Origin of the sequence: Lachnospira eligens (assembly GCF_009680455.1) — a bacterium.
In the GTDB taxonomy this organism is placed as follows: Bacteria; Bacillota; Clostridia; order Lachnospirales; family Lachnospiraceae; genus Lachnospira; species Lachnospira eligens_A.
In genome coordinates this window covers 66,430-81,966 of sequence record NZ_WKRD01000010.1, presented here as the reverse complement: position 1 = coordinate 81,966, position 15,537 = coordinate 66,430, and the positions used below count along the sequence as shown (strand labels likewise).

The 15,537-nt window shown below is 37.5% G+C and carries 16 protein-coding genes; 4 read left to right on the top strand and 12 right to left on the bottom strand.

The window, feature by feature from the left end; genetic code table 11:
* The 6 genes from GKE48_RS12765 to GKE48_RS12740 form a co-directional block, all read right to left on the bottom strand.
* A complete protein-coding gene (locus tag GKE48_RS12765) occupies window positions 1-1,608 on the bottom strand; it encodes a nucleoside kinase (RefSeq protein ID WP_154301242.1) in 1,608 nt (535 codons plus the stop codon).
* Window positions 1,609-1,627: 19 nt separating this feature from the next.
* A complete protein-coding gene (locus GKE48_RS12760; RefSeq protein ID WP_154301241.1) occupies window positions 1,628-2,335 on the bottom strand; it encodes a tRNA (adenine(22)-N(1))-methyltransferase in 708 nt (235 codons plus the stop codon).
* Window positions 2,336-2,344: 9 nt separating this feature from the next.
* Complete coding sequence (gene rpoD, locus GKE48_RS12755) at window positions 2,345-3,619, bottom strand: RNA polymerase sigma factor RpoD (RefSeq protein ID WP_022097473.1); 1,275 nt, start codon at window positions 3,617-3,619, stop codon at window positions 2,345-2,347.
* A 41-nt stretch (window positions 3,620-3,660) separates the two neighbouring features.
* Window positions 3,661-5,424, bottom strand: a complete 1,764-nt coding sequence (dnaG, locus tag GKE48_RS12750; protein WP_022097474.1) for a DNA primase — start codon at window positions 5,422-5,424, stop codon at window positions 3,661-3,663.
* 4 nt (window positions 5,425-5,428) lie between these two features.
* The gene (locus GKE48_RS12745) at window positions 5,429-6,436 is read right to left on the bottom strand and encodes a deoxyguanosinetriphosphate triphosphohydrolase (protein WP_055216664.1); all 1,008 of its coding nucleotides are present in this window, start codon (window positions 6,434-6,436) and stop codon (window positions 5,429-5,431) included.
* Window positions 6,437-6,569: 133 nt separating this feature from the next.
* Window positions 6,570-6,926, bottom strand: coding sequence for a TIGR04086 family membrane protein (locus tag GKE48_RS12740; RefSeq protein WP_022097476.1), 357 nt, complete (start codon window positions 6,924-6,926; stop codon window positions 6,570-6,572).
* 153 nt (window positions 6,927-7,079) lie between these two features.
* On the opposite strand from GKE48_RS12740, the gene GKE48_RS12735 reads away from it, so the two are divergent.
* Window positions 7,080-8,363, top strand: a complete 1,284-nt coding sequence (locus GKE48_RS12735; protein WP_154301240.1) for an HlyC/CorC family transporter — start codon at window positions 7,080-7,082, stop codon at window positions 8,361-8,363.
* A 78-nt stretch (window positions 8,364-8,441) separates the two neighbouring features.
* Here the strand turns inward: GKE48_RS12735 and GKE48_RS12730 are convergent, their stop codons facing one another.
* From GKE48_RS12730 to GKE48_RS12715, 4 genes are all read right to left on the bottom strand, one after another.
* Entirely contained in the window at window positions 8,442-9,656 is a 1,215-nt protein-coding gene (locus tag GKE48_RS12730; RefSeq protein ID WP_055216667.1) for an LL-diaminopimelate aminotransferase, read from the bottom strand.
* A 62-nt stretch (window positions 9,657-9,718) separates the two neighbouring features.
* Entirely contained in the window at window positions 9,719-10,210 is a 492-nt protein-coding gene (locus GKE48_RS12725; protein WP_243138507.1) for a hypothetical protein, read from the bottom strand.
* Between the two features lie 50 nt (window positions 10,211-10,260).
* Window positions 10,261-10,599, bottom strand: coding sequence for a cupin domain-containing protein (locus GKE48_RS12720; RefSeq protein WP_154301238.1), 339 nt, complete (start codon window positions 10,597-10,599; stop codon window positions 10,261-10,263).
* An 85-nt stretch (window positions 10,600-10,684) separates the two neighbouring features.
* On the bottom strand, window positions 10,685-11,830 hold the full coding sequence (locus GKE48_RS12715; protein WP_154301237.1) for a glycoside hydrolase family 88/105 protein: 1,146 nt from the start codon (window positions 11,828-11,830) through the stop codon (window positions 10,685-10,687).
* Window positions 11,831-12,075: 245 nt separating this feature from the next.
* Between GKE48_RS12715 and GKE48_RS12710 the strand changes: the two genes are divergently transcribed.
* Window positions 12,076-12,924, top strand: coding sequence for a patatin-like phospholipase family protein (locus GKE48_RS12710; RefSeq protein WP_173016944.1), 849 nt, complete (start codon window positions 12,076-12,078; stop codon window positions 12,922-12,924).
* Here the strand turns inward: GKE48_RS12710 and GKE48_RS12705 are convergent.
* A complete protein-coding gene (locus tag GKE48_RS12705) occupies window positions 12,921-13,697 on the bottom strand; it encodes a YdcF family protein (RefSeq protein ID WP_082414135.1) in 777 nt (258 codons plus the stop codon). The genes GKE48_RS12710 and GKE48_RS12705 overlap by 4 nt on opposite strands.
* 25 nt (window positions 13,698-13,722) lie before the next feature.
* Window positions 13,723-14,208, bottom strand: a complete 486-nt coding sequence (locus GKE48_RS12700) for a hypothetical protein (RefSeq protein WP_173016943.1) — start codon at window positions 14,206-14,208, stop codon at window positions 13,723-13,725.
* Window positions 14,209-14,335: 127 nt separating this feature from the next.
* Here GKE48_RS12700 and GKE48_RS12695 point away from each other — a divergent pair, with 127 nt between their 5' ends.
* Both GKE48_RS12695 and GKE48_RS12690 read left to right on the top strand, forming a co-directional pair.
* Complete coding sequence (locus GKE48_RS12695) at window positions 14,336-14,659, top strand: cupin domain-containing protein (RefSeq protein ID WP_012738914.1); 324 nt, start codon at window positions 14,336-14,338, stop codon at window positions 14,657-14,659.
* Window position 14,660: 1 nt separating this feature from the next.
* Window positions 14,661-15,527 (top strand): SDR family oxidoreductase, encoded by an 867-nt coding sequence (locus tag GKE48_RS12690; RefSeq protein ID WP_154301234.1) that lies wholly within the window; start codon window positions 14,661-14,663, stop codon window positions 15,525-15,527.
* Window positions 15,528-15,537: the final 10 nt, after the last annotated feature.

Genomic DNA, 15,537 nt, shown 5'->3' with positions numbered 1-15,537 from the left:
TCACACCTTAAAACAGCCACCACCTACGAATTCCCGTAATATAGAATCGATTGGTACGTTCTCGTAGCCGCATGGAAGGAAATAGTTCATGAACTTAAGCAGTCTGTTTGCTTCCTGATATTCAGGGTCAGCTTCTGTTACCTGAAAAAGTATAGGCTCAACGAATGGTTTTAATACGCATGGTTCATATGGCATTGCTGAGTTAAACATAACATCCGCCTGCTCCTGGAATGGGAAGATGTTCTTCTCTTCACCTCTTCTTACAGACTCCCACATCGAAAGAGTCTTCTTTGCAGATGCTCCTCTTGTCCTGTAATCTCTTACAAGCCTTCTTAAAAGTCTTCCATCTGTAGTTGATACCCTGTTATGTTCGTCAACATTAAGCTGTGTAAGTGCACTAATATATATCTTGAACTTACTGTCTATTGGAAGTGAATATGATAATTCATCATTAAGACAATGAATTCCTTCTATTACAAGAACATCCTCTTCCCCTAACTGTAAGAAATTACCATTATATTCCTTTCTTCCGAACTTAAAGTTAAATTCTGGCAGCTCCACTTTTTCTCCGTTAAGAAGTCTGGTCATATGCTTATTAAAAAGTTCAATGTCTACTGCATGAAGGTCTTCATAATTGTAATCGCCATTCTCATCAATAGGTGTCTGCTCTCTTTCAACAAAGTAATTATCGACAGCAATTGGGTGTGGCTTATATCCATTAGCCATAAGCTGAATTGATAATCTATGTGAAAATGTTGTCTTTCCTGAAGAAGATGGACCGGCTATCATGATGAATTTAGTATGCGGTCTTTTCTTTATCTCATCAACTATCTCAACAATTTTCTGTTCCTGAAGTGCCTCCTGCGTAAGCATAAAAGAAGTCATATCCCCATTAGTTATATGGTCATTAAGTTCTCCAACCGTAGACATGCCAAGCATCTTTGCCCAGCTTGTGCTTTCCTTTAACACATTAAACAGCTTTGTTTGTGGATTAAATTCAGGAACTTCAAGAGGTGCGTTCTTAACCGGAAGCTGTAACACTATTCCCTCGTCATACAGGAATATGTCAAATACCCCAAGCATGCCTGTAGAAGATGCCATATATCCGTAGAAATAATCTTTGTAGCCATTCAGGTCATACACATTAACAAATGAACTTCTTCTGTATTTGAACAGTGATGTCTTATCTGTCATTCCTTTTTCTTTAAAAAGATTCATAGCATCAGATATCTTCATCAGCTCTTTCTTGATTGGAAGATCCTTCTCAACCATACTGTGCATAACTGACTTAACTTCATCTATAAACTCTTTGTCGGGCCTGAAGTCTCCATCAAATGTACAGTACAGTCCCTTACTTAAAGAATATTCAACAACAACTCTGTCAATATTCCTGTCTATCTTCTCTATAGCTGCAAGCATGAGAAGAACCACGCTTCTTCTGTATGTCTCATTACCTATTGATGTCGAAGTTGTAACAAATGTAACATCACTATCAGGGATATATTCTTCTCCAAGTTCTTTAAGCTTACCATTAACATTAGCGAGTATAATCTCATCCTTATATTCGTTCTGCTTCTCTGCTGCAAGCTGTGCCAGTGTCATTCCCATAGCATCCTCCTCTTACGCATCAGTCATAATATGACAATGCATCCATAATTATATTATTCTTCTGCGAAAGCTGCTGTAATCTTAACTTAACCGTAGGATTACTTTCATCTTTCTTTAGACTGTTACTTATCCCATCATTAGTTTCTTTCTCTTTTATAAGATATTCATAAAGAGTCTTATCTTTGCTCTCTAAAAGCTTCCATCCGTACTGATATTGCGTCTCACTATATTCAGAATAAACATTTTCGTCTGACTTTCTGCATTTGATAATAAAATAATACTTACCGTCTTCCTTAAGCATCTTCTCATCATCAACAACCAATCTCTGTGAAACAAGAAAATGTCTGAAATCTCCTACTTCTGACTGCGGTGATACTATAAGTGTTGTATTCCGGGTAATAACATTCATTCCCTTAGTTACAATGTCAGCTATAAGCCTGCCACCCATACCACATATGGTTATAATATCAGCTTCATTCGCTGAAAGCTTTTCCAATCCGTCCGAAAGTCTTGTCTGTATTCTGTCCTCTAAACAATTATCACGTATATGCTTCTTTGCCTTATCGAGTGGACCTTTTCTTAAATCCATCGCAATAGCAGACGCAGCTATTCCTTCCTGCACAAGATATATAGGAAGATAGCCGTGGTCTGTCCCTATGTCAGCCACGACTGCTCCCTTTTCACACATATGTGCAACTGTTCTTAATCTGTCAGATATTCTTACCATAGCTTAATCCTAATCAAGATAATCTCTTAACTTACGGCTGCGGCTTGGGTGTCTTAACTTTCTTAAAGCCTTGGCTTCAATCTGTCTGATACGTTCTCTTGTTACATTGAATTCTTTACCAACTTCCTCAAGAGTTCTTGCTCTTCCATCATCCATACCAAATCTTAATCTTAATACCTTCTGCTCTCTTTCTGTAAGAGTTCCAAGTACTTCAACAAGCTGTTCCTTAAGAAGTGTAGAAGCTGCTGCCTCTGCCGGAACAGGAACATTATCATCCTGAATGAAATCTCCAAGATGGCTGTCTTCCTCTTCACCAATAGGTGTCTCAAGAGATACCGGTTCCTGCGAAATCTTCTGAATCTCTCTTACTCTCTCTACAGGAATATCCATATTATCTGCAATCTCCTCTGGTGATGGTTCTCTTCCAAGTTCCTGAAGCAGCTGTCTCTGTACTCTTACAAGCTTGTTAATTGTCTCTACCATATGAACAGGAATTCTTATAGTACGGGCCTGGTCAGCTATAGCTCTTGTAATAGCCTGTCTGATCCACCATGTAGCGTATGTACTGAACTTGAATCCTTTTCTGTAATCGTATTTCTCAACAGCCTTTATAAGACCTAAGTTACCTTCCTGAATAAGATCAAGGAACTGCATACCACGTCCAACATAACGTTTTGCAATACTTACAACAAGTCTTAAGTTAGCTTCTGCAAGTCTTTTCTTGGCTTCCTCATCTCCTTCTTCCATTCTCTTGGCATACTCAATCTCTTCATCAGCACTAAGAAGAGGTACTTTACCTATCTCCTTCAGATACATTCTTACCGGATCATCAAGACCGATTCCATCAGGAACAGAAAGATCTATCTTCTCAATATCAATCTCATCTTCATCATCAAGAATAATATCCTCATCTTCATCAGGTACATCATTCATTCTTACATCTACTTTTTTTAGCTCAAGAATTTCAAATACCTTCTCCATTCTGTCAGCTTCAAAATCTGTATCCTGAAAATATGTCATAATTTCCTGATAATCAAGTACATTCTTTTTCTTCTTGGCTATTGCAAGAATACCCTCTATCTTCTCCCAGAATTTAGCTTCCTGTGCTTCTGCATCATCTGCGTCACTGTTTTCTGTCTCTTCTTTTACTTCTTCTTTAATCTCATCTTTCTTAGTTGTCTTCTTTGCTGCTGCTTTTTTTGCAGGAGTCTTCTTTTCTGTTGTCTTTTCTTCCTTAGCCTCCTTAACATTCTCTTCTAATGTTTCTACCATTTTCTTAGCCATTTCTCTTCTCCATTCTTCTTCGCGTAACACGCTCTATATATTTATAACTTAATATGAATCTGATTCAGCTTCTGCTGTTCAATTATTATCTCCTGCATACGCTTCGGGTCTACAGTCTTATTAAGTTCATGATTAAGGCTGTTAGCCTTAATTCTGATAACAATGTCATTAAGAGTCTTTTCTCTTTCCAGATTATTAAGGCTCTCATCCAGGTCTGCCGAAAACATTGCTGCGACTTCCGTATGTTCTTCTGTTGTTGCATAATCAGCTATAATTGCAGCAGGGCTTATATTTCCTGTCCCATACTGTTCATATACTTTCTCTGCCACACCCGAAAATAACGGGTCAATAAAATCCTCCGGCTTAATGTAAGCTGCAACCTTATCAAATATGTCCCTGTCACTTATGAGCCATGTAAGAAGCATTTTCTCTGCCTGTCTTAAACCATCTTCACGCTTCTTCTTCGGCTTACGCTCAACAGTTGGCTGCATAGTACCTGCACCTGCATTTCTTGAAATAATCCCTTTCTGATTACCAAGTCTTGATACCATCTGCCTCATGCCATCTTCTGGTATCATAAACTGCCTGCACACTGCTTTAAGGTAATTATCACGTTCCAGCTTTTCTTTAAATGTAACAAGCTTTGCTGCAACCTCTCTTTCAAATGCAGTCTCGCTTTCCGGATCACCCCTGTCGTAATTTCTTAACATAGTTCCTATCTCATACATAAAGCTGTTCTCAGCATTATCAATTCTTTCCTGAAATGCCTCTGCACCCATAGCCTTAATAAACTCATCAGGATCTTTATACGGTCTCATATTAATCACCTTCGTTGATAATCCTGCTTCTTTCAGAAGAGGTATCGCACGAAGTGCCGCCTTAACTCCTGCCTCATCACTGTCATAGGTTATAAGCACATTATCTGTATATCTCTTTAACAGCCTTGCATGTCCCGGTGTCAGTGCCGTTCCAAGTGACGCAACCGCCTGGTTAAAACCCGCCTGATGCATTGATATAACATCCATATAGCCTTCACATATTATCATGTTAGGCTTTCTTGACGTTCTTGCTATATTAAGTCCATATAGATTGCGGCTCTTGTCAAACAACCTTGTCTCCGGTGAATTAAGGTACTTTGGCTTGGCATCACCCATAACTCGTCCACCAAATCCTATGACCTTATTATTAATATCCATAATTGGAAAAATTACTCTGTTCCAGAACTTTTCATGAATACCTCTCTCATAAGTAAAAAGTCCTGATTCCTTCAGAATATCATCATCATAACCTTTGTCCTTCAACAGCTTGTACAGATTACCTGTTGACTGTGTTGCATACCCCAGTCCAAAGCTGTTAATTGTACTGTCAGACAATTCACGCTTCTTAAGATAATCAAGACCGGCTTTCCCATTCTCACTTCTAAGCTGCCTGTAATAATATGTGGCAGCAATCTTATTAATCTCTAAAAGCCTGTCTCTTATCCCTCTTTCTTTGCGGTCTTCTTCTGACATAGACGTCTGCGGCAGTGCAACTCCGGCTCTTTCACCTAGCATCTTAACTGCCTCTAAGAATGTCATATTCTCATATTCCATAACAAATGTTATGACATTACCCCCAGCGCCGCATCCAAAACAATGATATAACTGCCGCTGTCCTGAAACCGAAAATGATGGTGATTTCTCATTATGAAACGGACACAATCCGGTATATGAACTTCCATTCTTCTTCAATTTGACATACCCGGATATAACATCAACTATATCATTCCGGGATATTACTTCATCTATTACTTCTCTTGAATACATTACTTCATCCCTTCCAGGCCTTTGGTACAAAGATTTCCTGAAACTTGCTTATTGAATACTGATCACTCATGCCAGCTATATAATCACACACAACCTGCTCCGGTCTTTCATCAAATTCTGTTATAAATCTCTTATATGTATCCGGCAGTTTATCTGTGTTCGCAACATAGTATCTGTACAATTCTGTTATCAGCTTATCTGCTTTCGCTTCCTCACTTTTGGCTGTCGGATTAAGATACAGACTTTCAAACATGAATTTTCTTAATTCTGTCATTGCTTTACGTACAGGCTCTGACATTACAAGATCATTCTTTCCTATGCTGTTCATTATAATATCGCTAATCATGGTATTAAGTCTTTCCTTGGTTGAATTACCAAGAACATCAGTATATTCTGAAGGAATGTCACTTTCCTTCAATATCCCTGCTCTTATTCCATCATCTATATCATGATTAATATACGCTATCTTATCGGAAAGTCTAACTGCTTTTCCTTCAAGAGTTGATGGATTGCCTGATGTTCTATGGTTCAATATTCCATCACGCACTTCCCATGTAAGGTTAAGTCCCTGACCATCCTTTTCAAGAAATTCAACAACTCTTATACTCTGTTTGTAATGAGCAAATCCCATAGGACATAAAGAATTAAGTGTTCTCTCACCTGCATGTCCAAATGGTGTGTGTCCAAGGTCATGCCCCAATGCAATAGCTTCTGTCAGATCTTCATTAAGATTAAGTGCCCTTGCTATACTTCTTGCAATCTGGGCAACCTCTAAGGTATGAGTCAGTCTTGTTCTGTAATGGTCTCCCTCTGGTGCAAGAAATACCTGCGTCTTATGCTTTAAACGCCGGAATGTCTTACAATGAATAATTCTGTCTCTGTCTCTCTGATATATAGTTCTCATAGGGCATGGTTCTTCATCTCTGTCGCGCCCTCTTGACTCGTCAGAAAAGCTTGCATATGGGCTGAATATCAGATGTTCCCTCTTTTCCTGTTCCTCTCTAATGTTCATCTGTATGTGCCTCCCGCACTGAAACACTAATTTTAAAGCTCACAATTTAATTATTCAACAAAACTTGTGTTTTTCCTTTTTTATTTTTTAAAATTTTTCACAAAATAATTATTTGTTATTATAATTCCCCACATTATGGACTGAAAAATCCACCAAATGCCCCTGCAGCTACACATGCAGCTACTGACATGGCAATATTATTACTACTGTCTGGTGCCTGTTTCTTCATTATTGTAGCTATTACCAATAACACTGTAATATACACTGCTCCATATATAATTCCTGTAACCACTCTCCTCTTTTTTATCATCCATGCACTAAGCATTGCACCTGTAAAGCTTCCTGCCACATATATTCCAAATATAATATTATCAACCGCTTTCTCATCAAGTATAAATTTTCTCATAAAATATGTAAGAAGTACTAGCATAAGCAGAGTTATTACATATCCTGCAATAAGAGATTTAACCATTTTTCTTATATAATCCATTGATTTCCTTTGTTGTCCTCTTTTTATTAATTGTATGATTAAAAATGTTATCTTATGATTATCTCCTGTTTTCTTTAATAGCACTTGACGGCACAATGTGCGTACTGTAGAATGAAAAGAAATATTTTAATTTTATGACTGGAGGGATTTTTCTTGGATACGGATAGTATCATCCAACTTATTGCAATTGTTATTTTATTGGTTTTATCAGCATTTTTCTCATCTGCAGAGACTTCATTTATCACTGTGAACAGAATCAAAGTGCTGTCTTTAGTTGAAGAGGGTAATAAGAGGGCTGCTCTTGTAATTAAGATTATTGACCAGCCGGCAAAGATGCTCTCTGCTGTTCTTATTGGCAATAACATAGTCAATATCAGCTGTTCTGCATTAGCTACATCATTTACAATCAGTGTATGGGGTAATAAAGCGACAGGTATTGTTACCGGTGTTCTTACGCTTCTTGTTCTTATATTTGGTGAGATTACACCTAAGAATACTGCCAACATGTATGCCACTAATATGGCAATGGCTTATGCTCCTATAATATGGGTGCTTATGATTGTTCTTACACCCGTTATATTCATAGTAGACCACCTTGCAGGCTTCTTCTTATGGTTATTAAGAATTGACAATAACAAGAAGAAAGATATATTTACTGAGGATGAGATACGAACCATTGTTAATGTAAGCCAGCAGGAAGGTGTAATTGAATCTAACGAAAAGAAAATCATTAATAACCTCTTTGATTTTGGTGATTCAACAGCTAAAGATGTGATGATTCCAAGAATTGATATGACTCTTGCTGATGTCAGCTCATCATATGATGATATAATTTCTCTGTTCAGACAGACAATGTATACACGTATTCCTATTTATGAGAATACACCTGATAATGTAATCGGCATTCTTAATATTAAGGATTTAATTGTCAATCCTTCTGATAACGATACATTTAACATAAGGAACATTATCAGAAAGCCATTCTTTACATTTGAACAGAAGAATACTTCTGACCTGTTTAAGGAAATGCAGTTAAGTTCAACAAGCATTGCCATTGTCCTTAGCGAATATGGAACAACATCAGGAATGATTACTACAGAAGACCTGCTTGAAGAGATTGTTGGTGAAATCCGTGATGAATATGATACTGACGAAAAGGAAGCTTTATCTAAGATTAATGATACTACATACAGAATTGATGGTTCATTTAAACTCGACGATTTAAACGATGAACTTGGCACTAAACTTGAATCTGAAGATAATGATTCAGTTGGTGGACTTATCGTTGAAAGACTTGACAGACTTCCTAAAGCCGGTGATAAAATCACTGTTGATAATGTCTGGATGTTTGTCGAAAAGGTTGCTTCTAACAGAGCTGAATCTGTTATTGTAAAGATTATACCTGAGAAGAAAGACGAAACTAAAAAAGCTAATTAATTTTATAAAAAATGCTGTGCATTAACATCATCTTGTTAACGCACAGCATTTTTATTTTTAATACTTATATATTACTGATTAAAGTGCCTTGATTCTCTCAAGTGCCTTCACTGTATTCTCATATGAACCGAATGCTGTCAGTCTGAAGTATCCTTCACCACTTGGTCCGAATCCTGAGCCTGGTGTACCAACAACATTAGCCTTTTCAAGAAGGTAATCGAAGAATTCCCAGCTTGTCATCTTATCTGGAGTCTTTAACCAGATATATGGTGCATTAACACCACCTGATACTGTATATCCTGCTGACTTAAGTCCTTCAAGAATTGTCTTTGCATTGTTCATGTAGTAAGCAATCTGCTCACCTGTTTGCTTCTGTCCAGCTTCTGAATAAACTGCCTCGCCTGCTCTCTGTACAATGTAAGGAGCTCCGTTAAACTTAGTTCCATGTCTTCTTGCCCAGAGGCTGTGAAGTGTTACATCTCCACACTTAAGATCCTTAGGAATAACTGTGAAGCCAAGTCTTACACCTGTAAATCCTGCATTCTTAGAGAATGACCTGAGTTCGATTGCACATGTTCTTGCACCTTCACACTCATATATTGTATGAGGAACATCTGGTTCTGAAATGTATGCTTCATATGCTGCATCATAGATAATAACAGCACCAACCTTATTAGCATAATCAACCCACTTCTGAAGTTCGTCCTTAGTGATTGTTGAACCTGTTGGATTGTTAGGGAAGCAGAGATATATAATATCTGGTGTTTCTTTTGGAAGTTCTGGTGCAAAGTTAGTCTCTGCTGTACAAGGCATATAAACAACATTACTCCATGCCTGCTTCTCTGGAATATAATCTCCTGTTCTTCCTGCCATTGCATTAGTATCAACATATACAGGATATACAGGGTCACATACTGCAATCTTATTATCTACTGAGAAGATATCTCCGATATTACCTGAATCAGACTTTGCTCCATCTGATACGAATATCTCATCTGCTGATATATCACATCCGCGCTTCTTGTAATCATGGTCTGCAATTGCATTTCTTAAGAATTCATATCCAAGATCTGGTGCATATCCGTGGAAAGTCTCGGCATGTCCCATCTCGTCAACTGACTTATGTAATGCATCAATTACTGCCGGTGCTAATGGCTGTGTAACATCGCCAATACCAAGTCTGATGATTTCCTTATCTGGATTAGCCTGCTGATAAGCTGCTACTTTCTTACCGATTGTTGAAAATAAATAGCTTCCTGGAAGCTTTAAATAATTATCGTTAATCTTAAACATATATTCCTCCTTATTTTCTGCCTTGTTTTACAAAACTAACGCTTATTATACATCATTTTTTATTATGTTCCAAGATAAAATCTTGATAATCTTTCATATTCTGTATTAATTGCCTGTAAAAGTTCTTTATCTCCATGCATATTATCAGGATGATATATCTTTAAAAGCGCCTTATAACGCTTTTTTAAGGATGCTGTATCCTCAACACCCTTAAAGAATATCTTTACATTTTCAGCATTGGACATACTGCGCCTTGCCTCACGGTAAACCTTGTCCTTATATATAAGCTTTTCCCGCTCGAACTTATCTTTATCAATTGCAAGCTGTCTTGTTTCCCTTTCCAGAATATTCCATTTTTGTTCAAATAAATCTCTCTGACTCTCAAGCTGTTTCTTTAGCAGCATATTCTTACTCTGCTGTCTCTGAAGCATTCCCATCTGAATCTCAATGAGTTTTCTCTCATCTTCCAGATTTCTGCTTAATTCCTGCAGCCTTACATTCTCTTTAAACAGCCATTTCTTCTTCTCATCTTCACTACTTAGTTCATCAAACATTGCAACCTCCATATCAGCTCCCCATCAAGCCAGCCGCAAAATATATCTAATCAGATTCCACTATGAAACCAGAAAACCTTCAATGGCTTTTCTGAGTCAACCGTTTTCATTGTATGTCTGACACCCGGTAATGCTATAAATGAATCACCCGCTTTAACCTCAAACTCTTCGTTGTCAAGCCTGACAAATCCATTTCCTTCCAATACAAAAAATCCCTCCTGGTCATCATGAAATCCTGGTTCTGGATTAAACTCTGTTTCTGAACATATTGTAACTCCTGAACAACAGCCATTGATACATCCATTAGCCTCTGTAAGGAATTTAACGCTTCTCCTTCCTTCTTCTCTTGCTGCAAGTGCTTCTTCTAATGTTATATATGGTTTCTTCATAATTAATCTCCTTCTGAAATATAAAAAACGGAGTCCCAGGCATATGCTGTAAGACCCCGCTTTATTATGTTCTATATTCTGCCTGTTACTTATTCTCGTATCTTAAAAGTTCTGTATATGCAAGAAGGAATGGTCCTACACCTTTGGCATCATCTTCTACGATTGGCTCTGACATATAATAATCATATGTACCAGGTCTTCTTCCATTACCACCAAGTCCTGCAACAAGACAGATACCACCAAGTGATAATGAACCATCTTCCTTAGTCTTAAGGTATCTTTCACAGATACCATCGATTGCTTTCTTGGCATACTGCGCATAATCATCAGAAAGATATCCAAGACGTACAGCCTTAAGAAGTGCATATGCCATAATTGAGCTTCCACTTGTCTCAAGATAGTTCTTATCCATACCACCATAATTAACTACCTGATACCACATACCACTCTCATCCTGATACTTAAGCATTGAATCGACAAGATCCTTAAATGCATCCTCAAGCATCTTGCATTCAGCATCATACTTATGGTCCTTATTATCAACCTGATCAAGTGTATCAATAAGCGCCATTGTATACCAGCCAATAGCTCTTAACCAGCTATGCTGTGATAAACCTGTAACCTTATCACACCAGAATGCTTCCCTGCTTGTATCCATTGCATGGAAATAAAGTCCGTTAATAGGATTCCTCATATTCTCAATTACGAACTTGAACTGTCCGAAAATATCAGAGTAATTCTTTCTGTCATTGTATCTTGTCTCATATTCAAGATAGAATGGAAGTCCCATATAAAGACCATCAAGCCATACCTGATTAGGATATATATCCTTATGCCAGAAACTTCTGGCTTCATTCTGGCATCTAGGCATAATCTCTATCTGTGAATATACTAAATCTACTGCCTTCTTATACTTTTCCTTACCTGTAAGATCATATAATTCAAATAAAGTCTTACCAGCATTAACATTATCAATATTCTTCTCACCTATGCTGTAGCCATCTATTGTACCATCTTCAAAGACTCTGTAATCTATAAAATCATCTGCAAACTTAAGATACTTTTCTTCCTTGGTTAAGTCATACATCTGAAGAACTGCTTTAATCATACAGCCATCAATATAGTTCCACTTTGACTTAAGGCCCTGCCTAATCTTTTCAATGTTCCATACAGGAGCATCTGGTGTGCTTTTTTCCAGAAGCCCGTCAATATACTTTACTACTGCGTCCATTATTTCTGTCTCCTTATCAACTTAAATGGGAAAATATGCATGCTATTTTACCCATATTTTATAGAAATTGTACACTAAAAAATGCCTTTAAGCAACCCATTTTTAACAAATATAGCCAAAAACACAGATTTTTATTGACTATATGCTGATTAAATACGAAAATATAATCAATAATTCATTGTAAATGCTTTTATAAAAATATCATACACATTTTGTATAAAGTTATTATTCAGAAAGGTCAGATTATGAAAACAGGAATTGTATTTGAAGGTGGTGCATTCAGAACCATTTTTTCATGTGGTGTTATGGATGCAATGTTAGAAAATAAAATTATGCCTGATTACATGATTGGTGTATCAGCCGGTGCTGCATACGGTGTATCCATGGCATCAGGACAGATTGGAAGAAACTTAAAGATTCTTATTGATTATAGAAATGATAAACGTTATGTGGGACTTAGCAACATGGTACACAGGGATAACCGTTCTCTTTATGGGCTTAATTTCACATTTGACACCATTCCAAACGAACTTGTACCTTATGATTATGATGCTTTTCACAGATATAAAGGTACTTTCAAATGTGTTGTAACTAATGTACTCACCGGAAAACCTGAATATAAAACATTCACAGGATATGACCGCACCAACCAGCTTTTACGGGCAACGTGTGCTCTCCCACTGGCTTTTCCTCTTATATATCTTGATGGAACACCTTACCTTGATGGCGGTTTAAGTGATTCCATTCCTTTTGAAAAAGCATTTGAAGATGGCTGTGACAGAGTTATTGTTGTTCTTACCCGTGAAGCAGGCTATCAGAAGCAGACAACCAGCTCAGTGCGTACCCTTGCAAGAGCTTTCCTTAAATATCCTGAAATCCAGCGTGATATTCTTCTTCGTGCTGAACGTTACAACCGGTGCTTAAAGCGTCTTGAACGCTATGAAAAAGAAGGCCGTTGCCTCGTTATCCGCCCTACTAAGAGCAAAGGCTTTGGAAAGATTGAAAAAGACTTTAATAAGATTCTTTCAATGTATAACGATGGATATAACCAGACTTATTCTTTAATCAATGAAATACAGAGGTTTTATCATTAAAAATTTCCGAACACAAAGTCTTTTACTATTCCAATTGCTTCTCTTACCATATAGTTTATGAAAAGTACATGGTCGCTTTCTGCTGGCATTCCACAGGTATTGTTTAATCCTGCATGTCTGGCAAGAAGGCGGCTTCTTGCTATATGGAAGTTGTTGGTTACTATGCCAACCAGTGAATCTGTATTCTCTATGTATTGTACTGAATACTTCATGTTCTCTGATGTATCTGTTGACTTATCTTCCTGTATTATGCGCGAGCCATCTATTCCTTTAGACACCATATAATTATACATTGCAAATGCTTCTGTTGTATTTTCACCTTTTCCCCTGCCGCCTGATACTATTATTGTTGTATCAGGGTTATCTATTGCATAGGAAACAGCAACATCTAACCGGTTCTTAAGTGACCTTGTTATGTGGTCACCTCTTATCTGGCAGCCAAGTACTATTATATAATCACAGTTATCCTTTGGCTTTGCCATCATTCCTTTAATTATCAGTGCTTCTATAAAAATAAAAAGAGACGCACCAGTTGCCATTATCACTATAAAACATATTCTTAAGACCTTTGCCACATGAATTATTCCTTTGATTTCTAATACTCTCACTACAAATACTAATCCAAAAAAGACAGCACCCAGCAGCCATATAAATATAAATGATGAACCTACCCCTGCGTATGTTGCACACACTATATAATATCCCAGGCATATAAGTGCCAGCACAAGCCATATTGTATACATAAAACTACTATTCTCCGTTACTTTTTCCATACTTTATTCCACGCTCATACATCAATTATCCTGCATAATCCACATTTTTACCCGCAAATTCAGGATAATCTGCTGATTTCTGGTTCTGTCCGTAAGATGTGGCAGGATATTTAATTGCTGTATTGGTGACACCACCTGACACATACGACCTTCCGCACTCTGGACAAACAGCCGTTTTAAGTGTAACTGTCGCATTCAGTACTTCGCCATCTTTACTGGCAGCCTTCCTGTTCGCATTAGAAACATGCTCCTGTTCATGTGCCATAACCTTTGTGGCCGCTGCTGACGGGTCAATATGTGCTGCACTCTTAAATGAAACATTTACTTCATCTGAACCATCCTTATATTCCCTGTTCGCACATGTTTCACATTCCACCTGTCCGGAACGCTTCATTGCTTTAAGTCTTGCAGAGCTTATATCCTGTGTATCAACACCTGCTACATTAACAGACAGATTTCTATTCATATCATTAACGCCGTTAATAATCATCTTAATGTGCACCCCCTTCATGTAAAATGTTTAAACAATATATCTGTATTTAATATAACATAGTTTGATAATTATGCTAGTTTTTTTTGATATAAAAGTTTAATATATACATACAAACAATCAATAATATAGAAACGAGGTATTATATATGTTTACATTTAACAAAGATGTTACAGCTACTAACTGCGAACCTGGTGTTACAAGAAAAATATTATGCTACTCTGATGACCTTATGATGTGCGAGATTCATTTTGAAAAAGGTTCTAAGGGCAATTTCCATAGCCACAAGCATCTGCAGATTACTTATGTTGCTAAGGGAAGCTTTGAATTCACTATCGGTGATGAAACTAAAATCGTTAATCAGGGCGACAGCGTATACATGCCTTCTGGCGTAACCCATGGTGTTACATGTCTTGAAGAAGGAATCCTCTGTGATGTATTCAATCCTATGAGAGAGGATTTTCTTAAGTAAAATGAAGGTACCATTTAATATTAATCTTTCAGGTAAAACTGCTGTTGTAACCGGAGGAAGCGGAACTCTCTGCTCAGCCATGGCATATGGACTTGCCGTATGCGGTGCTAAGGTTGCAATAATCGGACGTAACAAAGAAAAGCTTGCTTCTGTTTCTGAGAAGCTTACTAAAGATGCTCTGGATGAATATAACAAAAATGTTATTGTTAAAGGCTACAGCTGCAATGTAATTAATAAAGATGAGCTTTCAGCTGCTTATGAAACTATTAAGAATGATCTCGGTAACTGTGATATTCTCATTAATGGTGCAGGCGGCAACCAGCCTGGTGCAATTACTTCCATCGAGATGTTAAAGAAAGAAAAAGAAGATTCTGACTATTCTTTCTGGAATCTTGATGAAGACAGAATCCGTGATGTTATGGATCTTAATTACATGGGAACTCTTCTTCCTATTCAGGTATTTACTAAGGATATGGTTGAAAAGAGAAGTGGCAGTATTATCAATATTGCTTCTGTAACTTCTATTCTTCCTCTTACTAAGGTTATGGCTTATGGCAATGCCAAGAGTGCTATTCTTAATCTTACACAGTGGCTTGCTGTACATTTTGGCGAAAGTGGCATCCGATGCAATGCAATTGCTCCGGGATTCTACGCTGCCGAACAGAATCATGATCTCTTATTCAATGCAGACGGAACATATACAGACCGTGCCAGAAAGATTATTGCCGGAACACCTATGGGACGCTTTGGCAATCCTGAAGAGCTTATTGGTGCTGCACTCTTTCTTGCAAGCGATGAAACAGCCAGCTTTGTCAATGGTATAGTGTTACCTGTTGACGGCGGATATAGTGCTTATAGCGGAGTGTAGGGTTCTTTGG

Coding starts and splice junctions, on each gene's coding strand:
- GKE48_RS12765 (WP_154301242.1), bottom strand. CDS start 1,608: ATGGGAATGACACTGGCACAGCTTGCAGCAGAGAAGCAGAACGAATAT.
- GKE48_RS12760 (WP_154301241.1), bottom strand. CDS start 2,335: ATGGTAAGAATATCTGACAGATTAAGAACAGTTGCACATATGTGTGAA.
- rpoD (WP_022097473.1), bottom strand. CDS start 3,619: ATGGCTAAGAAAATGGTAGAAACATTAGAAGAGAATGTTAAGGAGGCT.
- dnaG (WP_022097474.1), bottom strand. CDS start 5,424: ATGTATTCAAGAGAAGTAATAGATGAAGTAATATCCCGGAATGATATA.
- GKE48_RS12745 (WP_055216664.1), bottom strand. CDS start 6,436: ATGAACATTAGAGAGGAACAGGAAAAGAGGGAACATCTGATATTCAGC.
- GKE48_RS12740 (WP_022097476.1), bottom strand. CDS start 6,926: ATGGATTATATAAGAAAAATGGTTAAATCTCTTATTGCAGGATATGTA.
- GKE48_RS12730 (WP_055216667.1), bottom strand. CDS start 9,656: ATGTTTAAGATTAACGATAATTATTTAAAGCTTCCAGGAAGCTATTTA.
- GKE48_RS12725 (WP_243138507.1), bottom strand. CDS start 10,210: ATGTTTGATGAACTAAGTAGTGAAGATGAGAAGAAGAAATGGCTGTTT.
- GKE48_RS12720 (WP_154301238.1), bottom strand. CDS start 10,599: ATGAAGAAACCATATATAACATTAGAAGAAGCACTTGCAGCAAGAGAA.
- GKE48_RS12715 (WP_154301237.1), bottom strand. CDS start 11,830: ATGGACGCAGTAGTAAAGTATATTGACGGGCTTCTGGAAAAAAGCACA.
- GKE48_RS12710 (WP_173016944.1), top strand. CDS start 12,076: ATGAAAACAGGAATTGTATTTGAAGGTGGTGCATTCAGAACCATTTTT.
- GKE48_RS12705 (WP_082414135.1), bottom strand. CDS start 13,697: ATGGAAAAAGTAACGGAGAATAGTAGTTTTATGTATACAATATGGCTT.
- GKE48_RS12700 (WP_173016943.1), bottom strand. CDS start 14,208: ATGAAGGGGGTGCACATTAAGATGATTATTAACGGCGTTAATGATATG.
- GKE48_RS12695 (WP_012738914.1), top strand. CDS start 14,336: ATGTTTACATTTAACAAAGATGTTACAGCTACTAACTGCGAACCTGGT.
- GKE48_RS12690 (WP_154301234.1), top strand. CDS start 14,661: ATGAAGGTACCATTTAATATTAATCTTTCAGGTAAAACTGCTGTTGTA.